Raw genomic sequence first — 23,439 nt, 5'->3', positions numbered from 1 at the left:
TGTGTTTTACAATAGTGTCACCATTAAAGCAGGGTTATGGAGAATTTTATGTCTGATTTACGCCAACGCTTTTTTATTGAAGATAGCCCTGTTCGTGGTGAAGTGGTGCATCTTGAAGAAGCTTTACAAACTATTTTAGCCCAGCGCGACTATGCGCCTGCCGTTAAAATCCTGTTGGGTGAGATGCTCAGTGCGACAGCACTGCTGGCGAGCACTTTAAAAATCAAAGGGCGGATCAGTCTGCAAATTCAGGCCTCTGGTACGTTTAAATGGGCCATGGCTGAATGTAACCATTTGGGTGAAGTGCGTGCGCTGGCAGATTATGAAGAAGATCCACATTTTCAGCAGGCAAACGACAGCAGTACGGTACTGAAAACCCTGATCAATCCGGTACTGTTTATTAATATTGAGCCTGAATTGGGTGAGCGTTATCAGGGGATTGTTCCTCTGGATCAGGAAAATCTGGCCGGCTGCCTGATGCAATACTATGACCTGTCTGCCCAGATTCCGACCCGCATTGTCCTGGCCAGTGATCACCAGCGTGCAGGCGGCTTATTGATCCAGCTTCTCCCCCGCAATAGTGAAGAAGAACAGCGCCGTGTGGATGAAGACCTGTGGCCGCGTCTAACCATCTTGACCGAAACCTTAAAGCTAGAAGAGCTGATCAGTCTGGAAGCCAACGAAATTCTTTACCGTTTATATAATGAAGAAGAAGTTCGCCTGCCCGAAATAGAACAGCTGAAGTTTGGCTGTACCTGTTCTAAAGAACGTTGTGCAGTTGCTTTACAGCAGATTGGGGTCGAATCAGTACGTGAAACCCTGGAATTTCAGAATCCGATTGAAATGGACTGCCAGTTCTGTAACAGCCATTACACCTTTACTGCTGAAGAAGCATTAGGCCTGTTTGGCGAACACCTAAGTTAAGTCAGTTTCAAAAAAAAAGCATTCGTCAAGAATGCTTTTTTTTATTTATATTTCGATAACATCGTTGCAAATTTCCTCTTTTAAATAAAACCGACCTTTTGATTTGTTAATAATTAATTACCTTATAACAAACACCATTCACTTTATTTTAAATAAGCGAGATGCTTGTCACTGTTCATGGTATTGATTTTGTTAATGATTGCAAATAAATTAGAGTAATAAATCTAATACGGATAATCATTAGTCAACAGGCAAGTTATGATGAAAAATTTAAATCGTTTAATAATGGGGTTCACCTTGGCAACAGCGGCAAGTTTAAGTATTGCAGCCGATGATCCATTACTGGGGAAATGGAAAACGATTGATGATCAATCTGGATATTCACGTGCAGATGTTGAAATCCGTAAAAAACCTGATGGCAGCTATGAAGGCATCATCGTCGAAACTCGCAGTTTGCCGGGTGCAGAAAAAATGGGGATCTGCCATAAGTGTCCAGGTCAGCTCAAAAACAAGCCTTTCCTAGGTTTGCCATTTATCTGGGATTTTAAAGCAGACCCAAAAAAGCCGCGTGAATACCATGATGGCAAGGTTTTAGATCCGATCAGCGGTAAAGTCTACAAGGGCAAGGCACGTTTAAGTGCCAACGGTAAACGTCTAACCTTACGCGGCTATGTCGGAGTTTCAGTTATTGGTCGTAGCGTAACTTGGGTAAAATACTAATTCTCTAAGCTTTTTAAAGCTCCTCTTGCAGGGGCTTTTTTATTGGTCATGTTTTGAAACAATAAGGTACAAATAATAACTGTTTCAATATTCAGAAAATCACAATAATGGTTGGAAGGCGGTTAATTTTTATTCAAAAATGATGATCAAGCTTCAGTCTCGGCTTCAATTGCTTTGGATGGTTCAATTACAGTTCAAAGTTGGCACCTGTTTCTTCTACCAAGTGACTAAGAAGGGATGCAGGAGCGCAGGTCACAGTACCCGCATAGAAACTCGACAGCTTGCTCTTAAACATATGAAGTCTAACCGTTTTAAAGGCAAAGCTCCAGAGGAGACCCTGTCGGGTTTCATCTTGTTTCATTTCCAAGCTTTGGCAGCTGCTATAGCATGCCATTGGGGGCAGAGCAGCGAGATTTGGGCTACTTAAGCTTATCTCACTCTTCAGCATCATTTCCTGTTGAAGCTCTCGCCTGGCTGTTTAAGGAGTAAACCTATGACTACAATTCAGTATCAAGAGAATTTCTCACACGGTTCTATCCCTTCTGAAATTATGGATGATCGCACCTTTGATTTGATTCATTTTTCTGAAGTCTGCGGCCAAAGTCCGGAATGGGTCATGCAGCTGATAGAACATGGCATTTTACCGGATCGCTCCACCACACAAACGAGCTTCTTTTTAGGTGAGGATATTTCGCGTGCACAACGTGCTTACCGTCTGCAGCGCGATTTTGACGCTTCTTTCAGTGCAGTGGCAATGATGCTGGACCTGATTGATGAGGTACAGGAATTGCGCCGTGAGATTAAACACTTACATTTTAAATAGGCCTTTTCTCATGCCCTGTTCCTATTCAAATTGCTGAATAAAGTCAGGGCATAGTATGTTTTTCTTTGATTTTGAGAGTTCCTGAATTTCTATGAAGACTAAAGACTGCAATAAAAAAATGAAATATATGTTTCCCGAATATCGCGATTTAATTGTGCAGCTTCGCGAAGAAAATCCACATTTCGCCCGCCTGTTTGAAGAGCATAATGAGCTGGACAAAAAGATTGTCCAACTTGAGCTCGATCCGGTGAATCATGTGAATAATGACATTGAAGTCATTAAACGTAAAAAGCTTAAACTCAAAGATGAAATTTACCGTCTCCTGAAAAATGCAGAAGCTGATCCTCTGGAGTAAGACTCATCCTTAAAATGTAGCGCTTCATCCGGTTTAGCTATTAAGCGCAATCGGCATTTTTAAAGATCGTCTGGCAGAGATACATTTTTCTATTTCAGGCGGCTAAACTTTTCCATCATTTTCATGGTCTTCACTGTGCCTTTGACGGTTCCGGTCAGGCTGTGTTTAATCGGCTCATAGCCGATAAACCAGAGTAAGTTCATTTGCTGATTCACCTGTTCCTGTGCCAGCATATCAATCACACTTTTTTCACCACGTCCCACCAGATGCCGGCGATAAAAATAATAAACGAGCAAGACGGTAGTGATCAGCATAATCCCCAGCATGATCCAGAAACCTGTAGGCGACTTGAGTCCGGGAATATATTCAAAGTTCATGCCATAAATACCGGTCAGCAAGGTCAACGGTGCAAAGATCGCCGTGATGATGGCCAGAATACGCATATTCTCATTGGTCTGGTTGGCAACTGCGGAAAAATGTAAGTCAATCGCCGTTTGTACTGCTCCACGCAAACGTGTGGTGTGTTTTTGAATTCTTTCGATATGGCTGGTCAGGTCATCCACCCGTATCAGCATGATTTCCTGCTTTTCATTGCGTTTTTTTCCTTTAAGATGCGGATAGTTATCCACAATTTCATCGCGTAGCTCCTGCAGAATTTCAATTTGTTCTTCACATAAATTTTCTACCTGCTGGAAAGCCATATTTTCCTGTAACAGCTGATGCCATCTGGTAAAGCGGCGATGCCCCTGCAAGAGTTCCTGTTGCCAGAACTCTACCCGCTTGGTCAACGGAGTACGCAGATCCAGATAACCGTCTACCATGTTATTCAGCAAACGCAAGGCTAAATCTAGCGGAGTAGCCGGCAGTTTCCGTGGCTTATAATGCTCCTCGACTGAGCGGGCCAGCAGTGTACTAATGCGCTGGATATAACTCTCGACTTCTTTATTGCCCTGTTCGCGTATGCTGACCAGCACCTGCGGTGTCATGATCAGGCTCACTGGAGTGGTGGCCAGACCAAACACCCGTTCGTGTTTTTCATGAATCTGGGATTCCAGCTTGATCTGATCCTGCGGACTGATCAGCTTACGGAAGATCAGCAGGTCATAATCTTCCAGCGTATCAAAAGTGCAAGGATGTTCCAGATTTAAAATATCACGCAGATGGTATTCATTGACCCAAAGCCCGGTTTTGGCATACAACTCCTGCTGCCATTGCTCGGCCCGGTTGACCACATCTTCACGGGTACAATCCAGCCAGATAAAAGCAGGCTCAAGCTCAGGATTTAGGTGATCATGCACATAAATATGCTGGCTAGTGGAATGATGATAGAAATAATACTCTTGCATATCTCAATTATTATTTTGCAAATTTTATTACATCATGCCATAAAAAAGCCCTGTGCAAACCCAAGTCATCACTCAGGTCATACACAAGGCTGATTTTTTCAATTCACATCAGCTTACTGATGTGAATGTTTAAAGATTAAGCTTGTTCGATGTCTTTCATCGTCAATTTGATACGGCCACGGTTGTCAACATCGGCAACCTGTACTTTCACTTCCTGACCTTCTTTCAATACATCGGTCACGTTTGCAATACGTTCGTTCGAGATTTGAGAGATATGCAGTAAGCCATCTGTACCCGGAAGGATATTAACGAAAGCACCGAATTCAACGATACGAATTACTTTACCTGTATAAATTGTACCCGGTTCAATTTCAGCAGTCAGTGCCTGGATTTTGGCAATAGCCGCTTGTGCAGCAGCTTTAGTTTCACCAAATACACGTACTGTCCCGTTATCTTCAATATCAATTGCAGCTTTGGTCTCTTCAGTGATCTGACGAATAGTCGCACCACCTTTACCAATCACGTCACGGATCTTGTCCGGGTTGATATTGATGACCTGGAAGGTCGGCGCATGCATCGAAATCTCTGGACGTGCACGTGAAATCACCTGATTCATTTCGTTCAAGATGTGCATACGACCCGCATAAGCCTGGTTTAATGCAGACTCCATGATCTCTTCAGTAATCCCTTCGATCTTGATGTCCATTTGTAGCGCAGTAATACCGTTTGCAGAACCTGCGACTTTAAAGTCCATATCACCCAGGTGATCTTCATCACCCAGGATGTCAGAAAGAACTGCGTAACGCTCGCCTTCTTTCACCAGACCCATTGCAATACCGGCAACTGGTGCTTTCAGTGGCACACCTGCATCCATCAGTGATAGAGAAGCACCACATACGGACGCCATTGAAGACGAACCGTTTGACTCCGTAATGTCAGACACAATACGGATCACATACGGGAAGCGGTCAGCGGCAGGAAGAACGGCTTGAACACCACGACGCGCCAGACGGCCATGACCGATTTCACGACGTTTAGGACCAGATTCACGACCAGTTTCACCCACAGAGTATGCAGGGAAATTGTAGTGAAGCATGAAGTTATCAGTTTTCGTACCTGCAAGGGTATCCACCATCAACGCATCACGGGTATTACCCAGAGTTGTGGTTACCAGTGCCTGAGTTTCACCACGTGTGAACAATGCAGAACCGTGAGCACGGTCCAGTACACCCACTTGTACGTCGATTGCACGAACAGTTTTGGTATCACGTCCATCAATACGTGGCTTACCAGACAGGATGTTGTCACGTACGGTACGGTATTTAAGATCTTCAAATAATTCGTTGACTTCGTCAGCCAGACCGGTTTCGTCATTTTCTGGAACGAACTGAGCTAAGGCTTCTACCTGAAGTGCATCAAGGGCCGCATAACGGTCCTGTTTGATTGCAATCGTATAAGCTTCAGAAATTTTCGCTTCGAATGCTTCTTTCAATTTGCCAAGAAGTTCTTCGTTTTTAACCGGAGCCACCCAAGTTGACTCAACTGCACCAGCAGCTGCAGCAAATTCTTTGATCGCCTGGATCGCAATCTGCATTTCGTCATGACCGAACAATACAGCACCCAGCATCTGGTCTTCTGAAAGTTCTTTCGCTTCAGATTCAACCATCAGTACTGCAGATTCTGTACCCGCAACCACAAGATCAAGATCAGACTCTTTGAGTTGTTCTAGGTTCGGGTTCAGAATATATTCGCCGTTGATCAAACCTACACGTGCGCCGCCGATTGGACCACGGAACGGTGTACCTGCGATAGACAATGCTGCAGATGTACCCAACATTGCAGCAATGTCAGCATCCATCGTTTTGTCAGAAGAAATAACGGTTGCGGTGACCTGAATTTCGTTGAAGTAACCTTCCGGGAACAACGGACGAATTGGACGGTCGATTAAACGTGAAATTAAAGTTTCAGCTTCAGACTGACGACCTTCACGCTTGCCATAACCACCCGGGATACGGCCAGCAGCATATTGCTTTTCTTGGTAGTTAACAGTTAAAGGGAAGAAGTCTTGTCCTACTTTTGCTTTAGGTTGTGCAACAACTGCTACAAGCACCTGTACACCACCCATGGTGATTACGACACTGTTTGCCTGACGGGCCACACGACCGGTTTCTAAAGTTACAGTGTGCTGACCGAATTGAAATTCTTTACGAACAATATTAAACATCGACATGTTTTATTTTTTCCTGATTTTATTCTAGTGGAGACCCCTAAGGTTTGGCATTCACAGTACAGAACCGAGTAAATGACAAAGCTTAGAAGCCGACCTCACCAGAAATAAACATGATTTTTAAACACAAAGAAGGAGCGAAACATTCGCCCCTTCCTCTAACCTGACATTTGCCAGGTCGAACTTTGTTTTCATCAATATGGCATTCAAAATGCAATAATCCGAAAATAAAGATTTAAATCGAATTAACGACGTAAACCTAAAGCAGCAATCAAAGCGCCGTAACGAGTAGTGTCTTTACCTTTAAGATAGTCAAGAAGCTTACGACGTTGGTTAACCATACGGATCAGACCGCGACGGCTATGGTGGTCGTGTTTGTGCTCTTTGAAGTGACCTTGTAAATCATTGATTTGAGCAGTCAAAAGAGCTACTTGAACTTCTGGGGAACCCGTGTCGTTTTCAGCGCGAGCAAATTTAGCGATGATCTCTGCGCGATCTGCGTTTGTTAAAGCCATTCGATTTCTCCGAGATGCTTATATATCTTGATAAAAATCAAAGTAATGAGAATTCAAGACCTTGACTGCCGTGCATCACTACAGCAAGTTGCATATTTTAAGGGAAATTCAGCCAGATTGCAAAAATAGATCCGGCTTTTATCAATAGATGTCAGACTATTTTTCTTTGTTTCTGTCATCTTTGCTTCAATTCAAGCAATCACACCCTACAGTGATTTTTTATAAAGCCCAGAAGAAATGGCTTTACATGCCATAAACCTGATGAGGTCAAATACAAAAACGAGAATATTTAATATAACCCGAATCGCGGATAAGAAATGGACTTGAAAAACAGAAGGACTAGAGCCATCAGTTGAGTTACCACACAAAACCCACAACTCTAGTCCCGATGTTCAATAGTACCGAATTATTCTGTGTAATTGATGATTTCTTTCTTAAATTTGAAGCAACCTACTGGAAATTCCTCAAGCAAAGCCATCACTGCTTAAGAATCCGAAAAGCGCAACTGAGTATCTCTGAAATCATCTTTATCGCCATTTGGTATAAGTGTTCTCACTTCAATAATTTCAAAGCATTTTTTTCATGGCTGAAACAGGATAAAAGTCATTTATTTAAAAACTTACCTTGTTATCAACGCATGATTCACCTGATTAATATGCATCAATTAGCACTACATGCTTTACATGTAGCCTTAATGAAAGGTCAACGGAGCCAATATTTATGGGTTGACTCAACCACTTTACCTGTTTGTAAAAACCAACGGATTCAACGCCATAAATCATTATCTAAAATTGCTTCTCACGGTAAAAGCTCAATGGGCTGGTTCTACGGCTGTAAATTACATGTTGTGATGAATCAACTTGGAGAAATAGTTTGTTCAGCATTATCCAATGGACATGTGGCTGACATAAAAATGGTTGAGCATTTGGTTGAAGGCTTAGAAGCAAAGCTTTACGCGGATCGTGGTTATATCAGCCAAGATTTAAAAAGTAGGTTGAAAGATCAAGGTATTGATTTAATTACTTATCATCGAAAGAATATGAAGTTTATTCAACTACAAGAATCTGATGAATATCACTTAAAGCAGCGCAATAAAATAGAAACGTTATTCAGCTTATTGAAAGGACAGTACAATTTAGTGACGAGTAGAGTACGTAGTGTTTGTGGATTTCTAGGAGGGATTTATGCTTCATTGTGCGCATATCAATTGAGCCACAGAAATAAGCCAACCATTCGAGTAATCGAATAGTTGGCTTAAACAGGATTCAGGTAATATAAAAGTTTTTAAGCCGCGCATGCAGTGATAAACATCGATAAAAAAAAGCCCGAGTAAACTCGGGCTTTTTCGCGCTGTGGTCTCTTCTTTATCATATTATTTATTGTATTTTTTATTGCGTTTTAGGCTTATTATTATGTTAAAGATACATCCTGTAATTTAACAATCATCGTCCTGATATGGTAGATTTTGCCATAATCGAGAATTAGAACTAGAGGTGTTTATCCTCTGTACGTGTAAGCCATTTCATACAATAAGTTACGCAAAGCTTGCACAATGTTACACTGATAACCTATTTAATTACCCGGCTTACGAAATTTTATTGCGTAATTTTCTGTACTTAAATAATTCATTTAAAGCAAAATTCATTAAAAGCAGGCAATAAAAAAGCCCTGTAGTCTCTCCCAAAACTACAAGGCTTAGCGGCTGTAAGTTTCCTCATTCACTTACTTCACTGTAAGTTCGCTGTCGTTAGACATTCTTGTTGTTATTATGCGATTTATATTCAACTTTCCTTGTTGAACTCTTTGTGTGACCAATCTTCTCAAATCTTATGCAAAAGCTCTATGCGGCAATTTCCTGAATGCTTGTAAGCTTTTACCTACAAAGACTTCGTCTTTTTTGCCAACAAATTACTACAACATTCGATAATTTTTAAACTCAGGCCACTGTGCCGTGTGGTTCTTACACAGAGGGCCTGTATAAAGGCCTCCTGATCAACCAGCAAGCTTACTACTTTTTTTGCCCGGGTAATCGCGGTATAAATCAGCTCCTTACTGAGCAGACTTTTGGCCTGCTGATCCAGCACGACCGCAGTATGGGTAAATTCTGAACCTTGTGACTTGTGAATGGTCAGGGCAAATGCGGTTTCGATATTCTTGGGTAAACGCGTAGCAGGCACCCATTTTTCCAGACTGGGGAAATATACTTCAAACTGGGCCTGATCCTGCTGCTCTCGCCAGAAACAGATGCCGATATCGCCATTAGACAGGCCCAACTGGTAGTCATTATAGGTCATCATCACCGGACGGCCTTTATACCATTCCCCTTGCTTTAGCTGTGCTGAGGCCTGTAAAAAGCGCTGCTCCATCTGCTGATTAATCTTGTTTAGCCCGAAGTCTCCATGCCGGATAGCCGTTAAAATCCGGTAATCATCAAAGCAGCTGACGACCTGCTGGACATAGGCTTTAAAATTAGTGGATGAATCACCTAAGACAGCCTTGACATAGGCCTGATAGCCATACATCAGCTGCGCATAATACTGCTCCAACATTAATGGATCGGGTTTCGCTTCACGCTTTGGTAAATATTGCAATTGCAGCAGATCGACAGGCACCTGATCGGGTTGAATGGCCTGAAGCTCTCTTTCCTGGACAATGGCCTGCTCAAAGTGGCTGAGTACCATTGAAGGCGGGTGTGACTGCTGGATAAAATTGGCCATCGCACCGATCCTGGCACCCGGCGCAAAACGGCGTGTGGTGATCAGATGGACGCGATTCTCTTGCAAGACCGGAACCTGTTGCAGGTCAGCCAGCACGGTGCCGACATCCACTGAAGCCAGCTGATCGGCATCCCCCAATAAAATCAGCCGGGCATGATCAGCAACTGCTGCCAGCAGCATCTGCGACAGGTTCAGATCCAGCATGGAGGCTTCATCCACCACAATCACATCATAAGGCAAAGGCTGTCTGGCATGAAAACGCGGCTGGCCCTGATGTCCAAGCCCCAGCAGGCGGTGCAAGGTAACAGGTTGTACCTGTTTCAATGCTGCCAGGTCAAATTGCTTTAGGGCTTCACTCTGTAGGGCGTTTTGCAAGGCTTCCTTCATACGCTGTGCTGCTTTTCCAGTCGGAGCCGCCATAGCAATCCGGATATCTGGAAGAGTTTCGTGCAAGACCGCAATAATATGCGCCAAAGTATAAGTTTTTCCGGTTCCCGGCCCCCCGGTGATAATGCTCAGCGCCTGTTGAGCCACCATTTCTAGAGCTTTTTGTTGCTGGGGATCCGTTAAGAGCTTACGTTCACACGCAGTTAAGGCCAGTGTCGGAACAGCCTGCAGCTTGATTCTGGCAATGTGAGCTGCGACAGACTGCTCCAGCTGCCAGTAACGGTACAGATACAACGACTGGTTTTCAAAAACAAAAGGCGCAGCACCTGTAGCGGAGGATTCACACTGCCAGACCAGATGCTGCAAGAACGCTACCTGCTCCACGCTCGCTGGTATACAGCTGTTCCCTTCCTGCATGGCATCCAGCACCTGTTGAATGAGCTGTTTCGCAGTTTCTTCCAGTGGTGCCGGGCTAAAAGGGGGCTGACATAGATAGTCAATCCATCCCCTCAAAGAAGAGACTGGCTGCGACACGTGAATCTGCTCATTTTCCACACAGTTATCCTCAAAGTTATCCACAGGCTAGTTTTCTGTTTAAGCTGTATAAATTTTCCAAAATCGCTACCTTAAGCCCGTTTTTGCTGTTCAAAGTAACCCAAAATTTGATCCAGTTTTAACAGGAATTCTATGTCCGGCTGCCAATGATAAGCTCCCTGTCCGGCCTGACCATTCATCCCTCGCAGATACAGATAAGTCGCTCCACCCAGATGCTGCTGTATAGCATAATCCTGCATATTGGCTGACAGATAACGATGCAACGCCACCAGATATAAAGCGGCCTGCAACCAGTAACTGGACTGGCTCATATTCTGCTGAATGGCTTCTGCCGCGTAATGTTGCTGGTCTGGCCCCAGAAAGTTACTTTTATAGTCCGCAATATGATAGCGCTGGCCATCAAAATACACCAAGTCAATTGAGCCGGTCAGATAGCGGGCCGATTTGGCCTCATTGAACTCGCTCATGACAATGCCCTGTTCGGCAAACAGCTGATGAATCTGGCGGATTTGCAAGGGTGCATCGGTCAAGGAAAGATAAAATGGAAATTCTGACAAATACGCCTTTGCCTGCAACTGCTCCAAGGCAAAATCAGCCTGTAGGGGGGTCGACAGGATTTCCTTAACCCAACCATGCATCAGATTCAGTACCATATCTTCCAGAACTTCCTCCATCAAGGCATGAAAGGCATCCTGAAAAACAACCTCAACATTTACCGGCACGGTTGAAGCCGCTGCACTCAGCTGTGCAAGTTCCTGCTCAAAAAACTGAATAAAAGGCTCATCATCCAGCTCGGAAAAACAGGGCTGGAACTGAGCGAGAAAAGCTAAAAATCCGGCCTGTTGCAAATGCTGTACCGACTTGAAAAACAACTGCAATTCCTGCCGGTAGCTGTCACGCTGGCCATGCAGGCGAATACCGGTCAGAATCTTATAGTTCAGACTGGAAAGTACACGGTGCATACTCTGTTGCAGGGCTTCTGCCGAAAACTCCGAGTGCTGCGCAACCTGAGTCAACAAGGTCTTTAGATTCACACAAGCATGCTGATAATCCTGTGCAAACGCCTGCTCCAGCAAAGCTCGCAGCTGAAATGCCTGCAGGAATTTTTCTTTGAGTTCCTGCCAGATCTGCGGTGCCGTGTTTTTAAAACGGCGACGAATTTCCAGATTCCAGTAGCTGCGATCCTGAAAGTCAAGATGCTCAAAAATGCTGTGCAGGAAAGTTCCGGCAACGGTGCCCTTGGGAAAATTCAGCTTGAGCCAGTCCAGTGGCTCCTGAGCCGGCTGATCCAGATGGTTAATCTCTATTTCATCGGCCGCACTGTCGACGACTTCTGCATGGTTCACCAGATCATCCTGGAGCACAGCAGGTCGAAGCTGATGCTGGGCCAAAGCGGTAAAGCTGGTCCGGCTGCGGGGATAAAAATGCCGCTGCGGCAAAGCCTGTGCCTGCATTTCAGGCGGCGTTTGCTGCTGCGCCAGAATACGGGCGGGTTCCTGACTTAAGGACTGCTCGATCAGACTGTAAGGATGCTGAAAAGCTGCCTCGCCCTGCCCACGCCAGAACGCCAGACCTGCCTCAGTCTGTCCGCTTTGATCTTGCAATAGGGCATAAACCCGATGGCTGGCCCGGGTCAGCGCAACATACCAGAGCCGGTGATTCTCGGCAGCATTACGCGCAGCATTTTGCTGAATGGCCTGTGCATGCAAATCCTTGTGATTGACCCTAATCACCCGGGACTGTTCCAGTATATTGTCCTGGCCCGCAGTCGCAAGCGAAAAATTCAGGTTTCCTTTATGCATATCAGTCGCGGCATCCGCGCCCAGCAAAAAGACCACCTTGAACTCCAGTCCCTTGGAGGCATGAATGGTCATTAACTGAACCCCATGATCTCCCGACAGCTTGCGTTCTTTTTCATTGTCTTTGCCGGAAGGAGACTGCAACTGGCGCAAATACCAGTGATACAGCTTTTGCGCGCCCTGATAATATTCACTCTGCTGACACAGTATGTCGGTCAGATGGCGGACATTTACCACCACCCGCTCATTGTCCAGACTCTGACTGGCCACCAGATTGGTCCAGACCTGGAACAGGTTCAGCGCATACGTCCAGGCCGTGAGAAAGCCTTTCTCGAACCACATCTCCCGAATACTGTCCAGATCGGCAATATAGCGATTTAAACCCTCGCTCTGCTGTTGCAGGTCAATCAGTTTTTTCAGATTAAATCCCAGCAGCCGGGTCAAGAGTGCACGTTTGACTTTGGCCTCATTAAACGGGTCCATGATGGCGGTTAAAACCGCAGCAACATCCTGAGCAGTCGGGCTGGCAAAAACACTTTGTCTGGATTCCTTATAGCAGGGAATTCCCATGCGCTGCAGACGCTGCTTGACCTGCTCCAGCGGAAAGTGACCAAAAGACAGCACGGCAATGTCATCAGCGAACAGTGGCTGTAGCGGGTCCTGCTGAAAATAAAGCTGCTTCTGTGCCGAGCGATTCAGCAATTCCCTAATTTTCCAGACCACCTGATCAGCTTCAACGTCCTGCTCCCCCAGCTGAATCCAGCGCAAGGGATGCGGATTTTCCAGCTGGTTTTCAACCAGCGCCGGATGAGGACGGCTACCCGCCTGAATCAGGGTATAGTGCACCTGCTCACCAAAATCCATCTGGCATTGAAATAGCGCATCGACCACCTCAACCAGCGGTTTCACCGAGCGGTGGTTTTGCATCAGGGTGTAAATCCGGCCCTGCTTTTGCAGTACATCCGCACGTGCCTGGTTATAGGTCAGCATGTCTCCGCCGCGGAAACCATAAATCGCCTGTTTCGGGTCGCCGACCATGATCATGCATCCGGCTTGCACCCGTTTGGCATCGCGCCAGATTTTGGCCAGCAGGTCATCCTGATCCTGGTTGGTATCCTGAAATTCATCGACCAGAATCAGCGGATAACGCGCCTGTACACATTCGGCAAAGCGCTGGCCCTGCTGTCCTTGTAAGGCTTCGGCTAGCGTGCGGATTTGCTGGGAAAAAGTGGTTTCCCCCTGTTTCTGCAAGGTTTGCGGTAAACGGGTCTGCACGCTCTGAATCAGATGAAGTTCCAGATATTGGGTCAACTGCTTGAGCTGCTGATCCAGCTTCTGCTTGATGTCACATAAATGATCAATTGCCACAATCAAGCGACTTTGCAGAATCTGCTGCTGCTCTACTTCCGGACAACTTTTGTTAAAGACCTGCGTACTGGGCAGAAAGTCGGTTTTCTTGCGGCGCAAATAGCACAATTCCAACAATACCTGCGCAAGCTCGGGATCAAAAAAGCTCAGTGCCCCTTGGGTCTGGACTGCTGCCATCCACGTCATAAAGTTTTCACATATACTTGTTAACTTGGTGAAAAAACTCTTATGAAAATACTTCGGGGTGTCCTGACAATAGCGACGCAATAACGCCAGATCATCTTCATGGATGCTGAGCAGACGTCCCACACAATCTTCAAGCTCGGCCAGATCCCACTTGACTGCTTCAAGTTTTTGAAAATGTTGAGCCTTAAAATTCAGGGCATCCCGTACCAGCCCCATATAATGCTCTGCCGGTTTTAGCAGATTGTGTAAATAGAGATGATTAATGAGATATTGTGGCTGCTGCTGAATCCATTCCCTTAATCCATCATGCAGCAGTTGCTGGATATAAGCATCCTGATCTTCCGTCAGCTCTGCACGTTCAATCTTGCCGCTTTCAAAGGCAAATTCACGTAATAGCTTCTGGCTAAAACTGTCCAGTGTTCCAACAAACAACTCATCCAGCTGGTTCAATACCAGACGCAAGCGGCGCCGGGCATAGTCCATCCGTGAACCATAATCTTTCAAGACTTGCTGGAACAGCGGATCATTTTCACGTTCCAGTTGAGCAGCCAGCTGAACCGAATTCAGCTGCTGATGGCGCTGAATATAAGCTAAGGTTTCTTCGACTCTTAAGCGCACCCGGTTTTTCAGTTCAGCGGTGGCCTTACGGGTAAAGGTGGTTGCAATCACCTGATGCGGATAATACTGGTCCAGAAAAATCCGCACCATCAAACTGGATAAAGTATAGGTTTTCCCTGTCCCCGCCGAAGCCTCAATCCAGTGGAGACCATGAAAATGCATATCCTGAATTGGATTGGTCGAAACACTCTGCTTCTGGTTTTCTGACAGCAACATGTTCATTTTACCCACTCCAGATGGTCATGAATGGGCGCATACAGGGCATGAGCAAAATGATGACAGCACGTTTCCAGAGCCTGATCCGGGTCCTGATCCTGCAATATAAACTGCCAGTCCTGATGCAGCTGGTTAGATTCATCACTGGTCAACGGCCTGCTACTTTCATAACGATTATTCCAACCGTTCAGCAATTCCTGCATTTCGACAATCGTCATCTGCCCGTGTTCATTTTCAGCCCACTTCCAGTTTTTTTTCATCAATAATTCAGCTGGCAAGACCAGCGGCTGTTTTTGTCCAATTTCCCAGGCTTTGAACCAGAACTGTAAATACTCACGTGCCTTACTCGAACTTAGCCCGGAAAATTTCAGGGTTTTATCGCTGAAAATGACGATACGTTCCAGCACCGGGGCGCGCGCATCATCATGAATAAAAGCCAGCCACAGCAGATATTCCAGCCAGACCTGTGCCCGGCGTTTTTCCGATGCCGAAGAAGATTGCATACTGAGCCAATAGGCACTGTGCGCCACTTGCGGTACGGTAATATTTAACAAAATTTCAGAACTCAACTTCCAGGTCTGCTGAGTTACCGGGGTCAGCTCTTTATCCAGCTCAAGCAGGCGCTGCTGCAATCGCTGTTGCTCCTGCTGGCTACTCAGCCAGGTAGCCTGACGGGTTTTGCCAACCGGCAAACGATCCAGCATTAGCTCCGGCTCGATTTCCTGTTCTTGCTGTAACAGAAAATCCCGGACCTGATACTGTTCCAGTTTATTCAGTAATAAAGGCTCTCTGGCACTCGGCAAGTCGGCATATTTGACACTGGAAATCCCGACACTTTTTAAAAATAAGCGTGCGGGGAAAATCATGTCCCGAATCCACTCCTCGCCTTTGAGCACTCGAACTTCCTGAGGCTCCAGCGCAGGATAGTGCGCATTGATCCAGCTGCTGCGCTGGCCGGCAGCGTTACGGATATATGCTGCTACAGCAAACCACTGGTCCTGAAAGCGCGGTGTGCTGGCCACGGTAAATCCGGCCGGGTCAAAAGGCTGTAAAGGATGGACATGATACAGCTGCCGGATATGCTTGGCCACAGTCAGGCCATTGAGTTCCACCATAGCATCGACTTCAGCATCCGGCTGCTCTGACTCACAGATCAGGCCAATATGCTGGATCAGCTCCTGCAAGGCCATGGATGGATCACGCGCTTCACCATCATCTACATCGAAGCCATTATAAAATAGCCATAAATTTTCCTGTGCCAGCAACAAGGCATCTAAAAAAGCTCCCTGCTCATCATCCAGACGTGAACGGTCGCCAAGCTGCGGCTTGAGCATACTCATCAGGTCAAAAGGCACTTTCTGATGTCGGCCCGGAAACTTGCCGCTGTCCAGATTCAGCATGACCACCAGTTTATAAGGCAAGGGGCGGATTTGACCGATCTGGCTAAAAGTAATCTGCCCGCTGGGTTCTGCCTGTTCCAGCTGCATGTCGAGCGTATTCTGGATTTCTTCCAGTACATACGGCAGCGGCAGACTGAGCGCGACCAGTTCCTGACTGGCATACAGATCATCCTGATCGTGATAATCTGCCAAGGTCAGCATCCGCAGCTGCTTGTCAATAATTTCGGCCACGGTTTTCAGGGCGTCTACCCCCGCCTCCCGAAATTCATTCAGATCATTCCATAAATATTCCAGCCAGGTTTTCACCGGCGTACGCTGCCCTTGCTCATGGAGCATCAGCCAGTCCCGACGCTGCACCAGATCCTGATAAATCTGAATAAGCGTTGCAATTAAAGGGAAATCACTGCTTAGCACCCGAGCATAGCTCAAGGTGTCCTGAAACAGGCGATGCTCGGGCATCGCCATACCCAAAGCCAGACGGTCTAGGGCGAATTTAAAACTGTAACGGTAATCTTCATCCCCACTGCTCAGACTTTGCTGTAAATGCTGCTGGTCCAGCCCACGCTTAAAACCAGCCTCAGCGAGCAGCTGCAACATGCGCTCGACCTGACTATAGTCCAGTGCATAACGCTGCTGGGTGGCGTTCAAGCTCAGCCAGTCGGCAAAATCTTCAATACTAAAACGCTGATGCACCAGCTGAATCCGGCCTAAGACTGCGCGCCATGCATTGCTGACATCCAGACGCGATACACCGGCAATCTGGATCGGTAAATACAGGCTGTCTTTTTGCAGTCTGGGACTGCCTGGCTCACGTTCGCGCGGTGGTGGCGCAAACACACTACGAATCGCGGGTTCTAGCTCTTTCAGATTAGGGGCCAGCACCAGAATATCACTCGGTTGGCGCGGCTTTTCTTCCGTTCCCTGAGCCAGCCAATGAATCATCTGCTCTTTCAGGACTTCCAGCTGGCGCAAGGAAGAATGACAGACATGAATTTGTAGTGAATCATCGTCAGGTTTGAGCGGATACTGATGTTTTTCAGGTTCCAGCAGATACAGGATATCGGACTGTAACTTGGCCAATAAGCAATCTTGATATTCATCCACAAAGGCATCCGCCCAAAGCCCCTCTTCCCCCGAGGACAGTTTGGACAGAAGTGAGAAGTGATCGCGGGCCTGCTTGCCAAAACGGGTCAGCAAGGGATGACGGGACTCACGGTCTTCGGCATTGAAATTCAACTGAAATGCACTAAAAAAATGCTGGATTTCTTCATCACTTGGCTTGTGTCCCCGGCTCTGCTCATATTTACGGATAAAGCGTTCCTGCACGCCGAGGTCATAACGCGCCTTCCAGTCGGGGTCAACACTATCAGCCCAGTATTCCTGTGAAGGGTTAAAATGGAAAATATAAATATCAATGTATTGGCCCAGACGGCGCAAGAAATCCAGCTGGCCTGGCGGCAGTTCCAGCAAACTAAAGACCACCACTTGAGCGGGCAAACGTTTCAATACCTCAGCCTGAGATTCCGGATTTTCCAGCCGTTCCCAGTACAGCTGTTCAATGTCCAGAATCTTGGCATAATCATCCTGAAACACATGCTGCCATAACCAGCGCTGCCAGGCTTCCAGCTCACGTGCCTGGATTTTGACAAAATCCCCGACTGGAATGACCTGCCCGTTTTCATCCTTTGGCATATAGATCATCTGTTCAACATCCAGGGCAATATCTTGCCCCCAGGCCTGCAACCAGTTCGTCGGGCAGCTACATTGCTGGGGAGGGCAGCCACGTGCGCAATAACCGCGATAGTCCATATAATGGCTAAACAGACGCGACACCTGTTCGGCCACCCAGTACAACATGCTCTGCTTTTTCAGCTGTTTTTCGGTGCCCTGCTCCAGACGGTCAGCACTGTCATAAATCCGCTTGATAATAGAATACAGCGGATGGTCTACATCCAAACACATCTCAGCGGGTAAAATATATTTACGTAGGGCCTGAAACATCCGCCACTTGATGATAATCCGGGGAATGTTGGCCTCACGCACCTGTTCAACTTCCTTAGGACTGTTCAGCACCCACTGATAGGAACTCCATTGAAAGGCACGAATGCGGTGATGAAACTGGGTATTGGCACTGATCCCCTTTTTTTCGGCAATTTTCTGGGTCAGCCAAGCTTCCACCGCCGGTGATGGCACAATAAAATGTCGCGGCTGTAACACCTCGAACGGATTTTGTGCTGCCTGATTGACAATACGCAGCATACTATCCAAAAGTACATCAATACGTTGACTCTGAATAACATGAATTGCCATGGCTTCCCCTGAATATAAAAAAATGCAGCCTTAGTACAAAACAATAAAGATTATTTACTATACTTCGCGACTGGTCTATGCGACTTTAAAACCCATATTTTGCTCAAAAATTTCTTTGAAAAAAGCATCTTATTGATGTTTGAATAGAAAAAAACAACATACAGCTTTAAGGTAGCCCCCATGAAATTAGATAAAATTCCTGACCGTATTGATCCGAGCCTCGATCTGGACCGGATCCGCAATGAATGTTTAGAGATCGTCAAAAAACGCGCCTACTGTTCGGCCGGTGCAGCCGTAATTCCCGTTCCATTTCTGGATGTGGTGATTGATGTCGGTATCTTGTCGCAACTGATTCCCGAGATCAATGCCCGTTTCGGCCTGGCACCCGATCAGATCAGTGTCTATGATGCTAAAACCCGTCAAGTCCACTGGCAGGAACTGCGTAAACGCGGAGTTGAGTTTTCCGGTCTGGTGGTGGCACGGACCGCGGTCAAAAAATCGTTGAATAATGTTGCAGCGAAAGTGATCACAAAGCAAGTCACAAAATTCATCCCCCTGGGTGGTCAACTGGTTGCGGCCAGTCTGGGTTATCTCATCATGAAGAAAATTGCGGAAGCACATGTCAACGACTGTTATCGTACTGCTAAAAATATCCAGCAAAAACAGATTGCTCAAAATAAATAAAATGAAAGGTGAGAAAGAGCAAGGATTATTTCCCTGCCCACCTACAACTTCAGGCAGACGATTCTGCCTGAAGTTGTTTTAAAATGGCCTTTAAGACTTCGATCCGAGCGGTGTTTTTATCGTCAGTGGCAATAATATGCCAAGGCGCAAGTTCGGTTGAAGTCCGCTCAAACATGTCTGCGGCGGCTTTCAGATAGTTTTCCCATTGCTCCCGGTTACGCCAGTCTTCTTCGGTAATTTTAAAACGTTTATGCGGAGTTTCTTCACGTGCCTTGAAACGCGCCGCCTGCTCTTCTTTGGAAATGGCCAGCCAGATTTTGATAATGACAGTCTGATGTTCAACCAGACTCTGTTCAAAGCGGTTAATTTCCCCATAGGCCCGTTGCCACTCAAGCGCACTGGCCAAACCCTCCACCCGCTCGACCAGTACCCTGCCATACCAGGAACGATCCAGAATACAGATATCATCATCGGTTTGTAACTTGGTCCAGAAACGCCATAAATATGGACGGCTGAGTTCATATTTTTCTGGTGCCGCAATGGTATAAATTTCATACTCACGTGGATCAAGTTTTTTTACAATCCGCTTGATGGCCCCGCCTTTGCCGGCTGCATCCATACCCTCAAACAGGATCAGGACATTGCGCGGATCATCACGTAAGGCACTGGCAACCCTGGAAGTCAGCTTTTTAAGTTCTGGCTTATAATCTTCCGCTTCGGCAAGGCGTTGCTCAGGTGATTTTAACCGCTCTGGAATTTTAGCTTGCTGCCATCTGCCGAGGGCTCTCTTCGGGTGCGCCGGACAATTTTTTAAAGCATTCAAAATGGCCTGGGCAAACTGCTGATCACGCTGTTTTTCATCTGCACCGTCAATAATCAGCCAGTCATCGCTAAAGCGCTGGCGCAGCTCCTGCACAGTGTCATATTGCTTCTTGTTACGCCAGTCCAGTCCATGCAGTTTATGCCAGCGCAACTCGCTGGGCTCAATCTGATCCAGACGGGCTTGCAACACCTGCCACGACAGGTCAATCCAGATTTTGACCACATCCACGTGATTGTTTTTCAGATCCTGTTCAAAAGCGCGCATCTCATCAATATAAGCATCAAATTTGGCCTCGCTGATGGGTTGTGTCGGCTGCATTGCCGTACTGATCAGGTCGCTATACCAGGTACCAAACATCACCATAAGCTGACCTTCCGCCGGAATAAAGCGTACATAAGGCTGCCAGAAAGGTTGTTTGTTATGCAGCATCAAGGGTCGGTCTGCTTTTACCCCCAGATAACGCGGATCGACCCACTCACGCAGCTGTTTGACTGCCTCCCCTTTACCGGCCAGCTCTATCCCATTCACCAGGATCAGTACACTTTTGGCATTTTTTCGGCCCTGGGTATTTTTTAAATTGTATTGTGCATCAATCAGCTGGAGGGATAACTGGTCTTCATCCATAAGCTGAAAAGGCGATTGTTCTAAATCCATACTGAGCCCTTTTCTCTTCTTCTTATAGGCAGTATAACGGGGAAATTTTCCACTCAAACAGGGCCAGCAACGTTTTTCACACGATTAGTTTGATTGTTTAAACAGCGAATTGACCTGTAAATCAGGTTTCATTGGTCAATTTGTCATGGCGAGATCCTTCAACACCCTCTAAGATTCTGACATCGTAAAAAATATCTGAACTATCATGTCCAAACTTGCCGCACTTGATGAGTTATTAGAACGTTATGATCAGCTGAGCTATCATCGCCAGTCCAAAATTTTAAGCCGCTTACAGGATGTACAGGCATGGCAGAAAACCCGGATGCAGCGTAGCCATCAAACCCATTTTTCAGCAAAGCAGAACCAGCTGATGGCCGACTATTTTCTCAACCGGCTTTATGGCGGACCGGATTTTGATGCGCTGGCCACACAAATTAAACGCCTGATGAAATATGCCCATAAAGCTGAAAAAGTTATTCCGGAAAATGCCATTAAAACTGGCACATTGGGGGTTGAACTGGCGATTCTGGCGGTACAGCTAGATGAGCAGGTGGCCATCCAGCTGTTGAAAGACTATCCGGCGGATACCCCGCTGAATGATGAGATGATGCGATTGGCTTATATAAAGCTGGATCAGGCACAGGCGCGTTTAAAACAGCTGGAACTGCTGGACCAGCTGGGTCATAGCCTGGATAAATACATGCGCTCCTTTATGGTCTATACGGCCTTTAAAATGTGTAAAGGTGCAGCAAATAAATATAATTTTCAGGTCATGTATGAATTTATGCAGGAAGGTTTCCTGGCCATGAAACCGTTAAAGTCGGCTGAACAGTTTGTCCGTGACTTTACCCAGGGCGAACGTCATATCATTGACCGGGTGCATGCTGGCGATCTGCGGCCCTTTCAATAAGCGTTATTTTTCACCAGATCAGGCAGCACTGAGACTTGCCTGCCCTCGGACTAAAAGTCATCCTTTTGCCCAGAGCAGGCCGTCATCCTACAAAAAGATAGCATGATCATGCACCCGAAAGATTTCAGCTGACTTGCTCATTTTTCTGTATATTATTCATAACAATTGCATGATGAATGCTGAATAACATCTTAGAATCTGTCATTATGCAGTCAATATAAGATTAACCCGATGACTATGTTAGGAGTGACTCCCATGTCGAATGAAAATCCAACACCTGCCCCTACCCCCGAGTCGGCACAACAGACAGACAAAGTGAGTCCATTCTTAACTGAAACTCTTCCTCAAGGCACCCCGCAAGGTCAGCAACAATCCCTCGAACAACGCCTGACCGATACGCCGGTGACCTCTACAATACCTAAATACAATCTGCCACGCGGCGCCAATACCGGCAATGTTGGTTCAACCACGCACTTTGGTTATCAGACTGTTAACAGTGATGAAAAAGCCCAGAAAGTGGCGGAAGTCTTCCATTCGGTTGCCAGCAAATACGACATCATGAATGACCTGATGTCTTTCGGTATTCACCGCCTGTGGAAACGTTTTGCGATTAATATGTCGGGGGTACGCCGTGGTCAGCATGTGCTGGATATTGCAGGCGGTACGGGTGATCTGGCTAAAGTTTTCAGCCGCGAGGTTGGCCCAACCGGCCATGTGGTACTCTCTGATATTAATGAATCCATGCTGAATGTTGGCCGTGACCGTCTGATCGATGCCGGCTGTACCAATGTCGACTTTGTTCTGGCCAATGCTGAAACTCTGGAACCCTTTGCAGACAACAGCTTTGATCTGCTGACCATTTCATTTGGTCTGCGGAATGTGACTGACAAAGATGCAGCACTTGCAGCGATGTACCGCGTGCTTAAGCCAGGCGGCCGTCTGTTGATTCTGGAATTTTCTAAACCAGTCTTTGAGCCATTTTCAAAACTGTATGACCTGTATTCATTCACCGCTTTACCGATCATGGGTAAAATCGTGGCAAATGATTCGGAAAGTTATAAATACCTTGCTGAATCAATTCGCATGCATCCAGACCAGCGCACCCTGAAAGGCATGATGGAAAATGCCGGCTTCCAGAACTGTGATTACCACAACCTGACTGGCGGCATTGTGGCCGTTCACCGTGGTTTCAAACTCTAAGAGGCTATACCAATGTGGTCAATTCTCGCCCTAGGGGCAATTGAACGCGTGATTCATCAGATGATTGATCTGGATGGCATTACCCGCATTCAGACCAATGCGCTAGCCGGTAAAATGCTGCGTGTGGTCATTGCATCACCACAGCTTTCGGTAGATGTATGCTTTGATGAAGGCAAGGTTCGCTTAGAAGCCACTGCAACCGGACATGCTGAACAGCCTTCTATTTTTGAGCAGCGCCCTTTTGACGCGCAAACGTCTAGCCTCGTAGAGGCAACAGCGACGCTAAACGTCAAGAATATGGTGGAACTGTTCAGCCTGTTGGTATCCGATGACATCGGCAATATTCCGCTACAGGGCGACTATAAACTTCTGCAGGAAATCCAGCGCATCATGCAGCAGGCAGAACCTGATCTCGCTGCTCACCTGAGCCCCTGGATTGGCCCGACTCTGGCCCATGAGCTGGGTAAACTGCAACTAGCGCCCCAATATGTCAAACGTGCCTTGCAGAGCAAGCTGTTCTTTGCTGAAGACACATTAAAAGAAGACAGTGGTTTATTTGCTCCACGCTGGCAAATGGATGACTTAAATCAGGATACCCGTATCCTGAACCAGAATTTAGATCGCGTTGAAGCCAGGATTCGCCAGCTTCAACAGCAGATTGATGCTCCACATAACTCTACATCCGACTAGGTACACCGCTTT

Annotated in this window: 17 protein-coding genes; 9 read left to right on the top strand and 8 right to left on the bottom strand. The window is 46.5% G+C overall.

All coding sequences use genetic code 11. The features are described 5' to 3' along the window. The first annotated feature begins 48 nt into the window (after positions 1–48). Positions 49–924 (top strand): Hsp33 family molecular chaperone HslO, encoded by an 876-nt coding sequence (hslO, locus tag NI467_RS09635; RefSeq protein ID WP_151204802.1) that lies wholly within the window; start codon positions 49–51, stop codon positions 922–924. A 258-nt stretch (positions 925–1,182) separates the two neighbouring features. Then, positions 1,183–1,644: a DUF2147 domain-containing protein gene (locus NI467_RS09630; protein WP_151204803.1), complete on the top strand. Its 462-nt coding sequence runs from the start codon at positions 1,183–1,185 to the stop codon at positions 1,642–1,644. Positions 1,645–1,831: 187 nt separating this feature from the next. Here NI467_RS09630 and NI467_RS09625 read toward each other — a convergent pair whose 3' ends face one another. Then, positions 1,832–2,011 carry a hypothetical protein gene (locus NI467_RS09625; protein ID WP_253152633.1) on the bottom strand — a complete coding sequence of 60 codons (180 nt, stop codon included), beginning with the start codon at positions 2,009–2,011 and terminating at the stop codon, positions 1,832–1,834. Between the two features lie 126 nt (positions 2,012–2,137). On the opposite strand from NI467_RS09625, the gene NI467_RS09620 reads away from it, so the two are divergent. Together NI467_RS09620 and NI467_RS09615 are read left to right on the top strand one after the other, a co-directional pair. After that, complete coding sequence (locus NI467_RS09620; protein ID WP_151207372.1) at positions 2,138–2,467, top strand: chaperone modulator CbpM; 330 nt, start codon at positions 2,138–2,140, stop codon at positions 2,465–2,467. Between the two features lie 91 nt (positions 2,468–2,558). Further along, on the top strand, positions 2,559–2,822 hold the full coding sequence (locus NI467_RS09615; RefSeq protein ID WP_151204805.1) for a YdcH family protein: 264 nt from the start codon (positions 2,559–2,561) through the stop codon (positions 2,820–2,822). Between the two features lie 89 nt (positions 2,823–2,911). Here NI467_RS09615 and NI467_RS09610 read toward each other — a convergent pair whose 3' ends face one another. The 3 genes from NI467_RS09610 to rpsO all read right to left on the bottom strand — a co-directional run bounded on the left by NI467_RS09610 (position 2,912) and on the right by rpsO (position 6,910). Continuing rightward, positions 2,912–4,168, bottom strand: a complete 1,257-nt coding sequence (locus tag NI467_RS09610; protein ID WP_253152631.1) for a magnesium transporter CorA family protein — start codon at positions 4,166–4,168, stop codon at positions 2,912–2,914. 136 nt (positions 4,169–4,304) lie between these two features. Continuing rightward, positions 4,305–6,392, bottom strand: coding sequence for a polyribonucleotide nucleotidyltransferase (gene pnp, locus NI467_RS09605; protein WP_171480687.1), 2,088 nt, complete (start codon positions 6,390–6,392; stop codon positions 4,305–4,307). A gap of 248 nt (positions 6,393–6,640) precedes the next feature. Beyond that, complete coding sequence (gene rpsO, locus NI467_RS09600) at positions 6,641–6,910, bottom strand: 30S ribosomal protein S15 (RefSeq protein ID WP_151204808.1); 270 nt, start codon at positions 6,908–6,910, stop codon at positions 6,641–6,643. Positions 6,911–7,298: 388 nt separating this feature from the next. On the opposite strand from rpsO, the gene NI467_RS09595 reads away from it, so the two are divergent. After that, positions 7,299–8,159: an IS982 family transposase gene (locus tag NI467_RS09595; RefSeq protein WP_253152630.1), complete on the top strand. Its 861-nt coding sequence runs from the start codon at positions 7,299–7,301 to the stop codon at positions 8,157–8,159. Between the two features lie 628 nt (positions 8,160–8,787). Here the strand turns inward: NI467_RS09595 and recD are convergent. The 3 genes from recD to NI467_RS09580 all read right to left on the bottom strand — a co-directional run bounded on the left by recD (position 8,788) and on the right by NI467_RS09580 (position 18,466). Next, entirely contained in the window at positions 8,788–10,569 is a 1,782-nt protein-coding gene (recD, locus tag NI467_RS09590; protein WP_253152629.1) for an exodeoxyribonuclease V subunit alpha, read from the bottom strand. Positions 10,570–10,640: 71 nt separating this feature from the next. Continuing rightward, positions 10,641–14,756, bottom strand: coding sequence for a UvrD-helicase domain-containing protein (locus tag NI467_RS09585; protein WP_253152666.1), 4,116 nt, complete (start codon positions 14,754–14,756; stop codon positions 10,641–10,643). 2 nt (positions 14,757–14,758) lie between these two features. Then, a complete protein-coding gene (locus tag NI467_RS09580) occupies positions 14,759–18,466 on the bottom strand; it encodes an exodeoxyribonuclease V subunit gamma (protein WP_253152628.1) in 3,708 nt (1,235 codons plus the stop codon). A 180-nt stretch (positions 18,467–18,646) separates the two neighbouring features. Here NI467_RS09580 and NI467_RS09575 point away from each other — a divergent pair, with 180 nt between their 5' ends. Next, positions 18,647–19,150 carry a hypothetical protein gene (locus NI467_RS09575; RefSeq protein WP_151205391.1) on the top strand — a complete coding sequence of 168 codons (504 nt, stop codon included), beginning with the start codon at positions 18,647–18,649 and terminating at the stop codon, positions 19,148–19,150. Between the two features lie 49 nt (positions 19,151–19,199). Here the strand turns inward: NI467_RS09575 and NI467_RS09570 are convergent, their stop codons facing one another. Continuing rightward, positions 19,200–20,627 carry a phosphate--AMP phosphotransferase gene (locus NI467_RS09570; protein WP_151205390.1) on the bottom strand — a complete coding sequence of 476 codons (1,428 nt, stop codon included), beginning with the start codon at positions 20,625–20,627 and terminating at the stop codon, positions 19,200–19,202. Positions 20,628–20,832: 205 nt separating this feature from the next. On the opposite strand from NI467_RS09570, the gene NI467_RS09565 reads away from it, so the two are divergent. The 3 genes from NI467_RS09565 (at position 20,833) to NI467_RS09555 (ending at position 23,427) form a co-directional block, all read left to right on the top strand. Next, positions 20,833–21,537 carry a hypothetical protein gene (locus NI467_RS09565; RefSeq protein WP_174659186.1) on the top strand — a complete coding sequence of 235 codons (705 nt, stop codon included), beginning with the start codon at positions 20,833–20,835 and terminating at the stop codon, positions 21,535–21,537. A 255-nt stretch (positions 21,538–21,792) separates the two neighbouring features. Continuing rightward, a complete protein-coding gene (gene ubiE / locus NI467_RS09560) occupies positions 21,793–22,737 on the top strand; it encodes a bifunctional demethylmenaquinone methyltransferase/2-methoxy-6-polyprenyl-1,4-benzoquinol methylase UbiE (protein WP_151205388.1) in 945 nt (314 codons plus the stop codon). Between the two features lie 12 nt (positions 22,738–22,749). Continuing rightward, positions 22,750–23,427 carry an SCP2 domain-containing protein gene (locus tag NI467_RS09555; protein WP_151205387.1) on the top strand — a complete coding sequence of 226 codons (678 nt, stop codon included), beginning with the start codon at positions 22,750–22,752 and terminating at the stop codon, positions 23,425–23,427. Positions 23,428–23,439: the final 12 nt, after the last annotated feature.

This window comes from Acinetobacter sp. S4397-1 (assembly GCF_024129285.1).
Taxonomy (GTDB): domain Bacteria; phylum Pseudomonadota; class Gammaproteobacteria; order Pseudomonadales; family Moraxellaceae; genus Acinetobacter; species Acinetobacter lwoffii_C.
Note: the sequence above shows the minus strand (reverse complement) of the source record. Positions and strands in the feature narration are given on the sequence as shown.

Bases quoted from the DNA above. Each gene is read 5' to 3' on its own strand.
- rpsO (WP_151204808.1), bottom strand. From the start codon at position 6,910: ATGGCTTTAACAAACGCAGATCGCGCAGAGATCATCGCTAAATTTGCT.
- NI467_RS09580 (WP_253152628.1), bottom strand. From the start codon at position 18,466: ATGGCAATTCATGTTATTCAGAGTCAACGTATTGATGTACTTTTGGAT.
- NI467_RS09555 (WP_151205387.1), top strand. From the start codon at position 22,750: ATGTGGTCAATTCTCGCCCTAGGGGCAATTGAACGCGTGATTCATCAG.
- NI467_RS09570 (WP_151205390.1), bottom strand. From the start codon at position 20,627: ATGGATTTAGAACAATCGCCTTTTCAGCTTATGGATGAAGACCAGTTA.
- NI467_RS09615 (WP_151204805.1), top strand. From the start codon at position 2,559: ATGAAGACTAAAGACTGCAATAAAAAAATGAAATATATGTTTCCCGAA.
- NI467_RS09620 (WP_151207372.1), top strand. From the start codon at position 2,138: ATGACTACAATTCAGTATCAAGAGAATTTCTCACACGGTTCTATCCCT.
- NI467_RS09610 (WP_253152631.1), bottom strand. From the start codon at position 4,168: ATGCAAGAGTATTATTTCTATCATCATTCCACTAGCCAGCATATTTAT.
- hslO (WP_151204802.1), top strand. From the start codon at position 49: ATGTCTGATTTACGCCAACGCTTTTTTATTGAAGATAGCCCTGTTCGT.
- ubiE (WP_151205388.1), top strand. From the start codon at position 21,793: ATGTCGAATGAAAATCCAACACCTGCCCCTACCCCCGAGTCGGCACAA.
- NI467_RS09595 (WP_253152630.1), top strand. From the start codon at position 7,299: ATGTTCAATAGTACCGAATTATTCTGTGTAATTGATGATTTCTTTCTT.
- NI467_RS09630 (WP_151204803.1), top strand. From the start codon at position 1,183: ATGATGAAAAATTTAAATCGTTTAATAATGGGGTTCACCTTGGCAACA.
- NI467_RS09565 (WP_174659186.1), top strand. From the start codon at position 20,833: ATGTCCAAACTTGCCGCACTTGATGAGTTATTAGAACGTTATGATCAG.
- NI467_RS09585 (WP_253152666.1), bottom strand. From the start codon at position 14,756: ATGTTGCTGTCAGAAAACCAGAAGCAGAGTGTTTCGACCAATCCAATT.
- NI467_RS09575 (WP_151205391.1), top strand. From the start codon at position 18,647: ATGAAATTAGATAAAATTCCTGACCGTATTGATCCGAGCCTCGATCTG.
- pnp (WP_171480687.1), bottom strand. From the start codon at position 6,392: ATGTTTAATATTGTTCGTAAAGAATTTCAATTCGGTCAGCACACTGTA.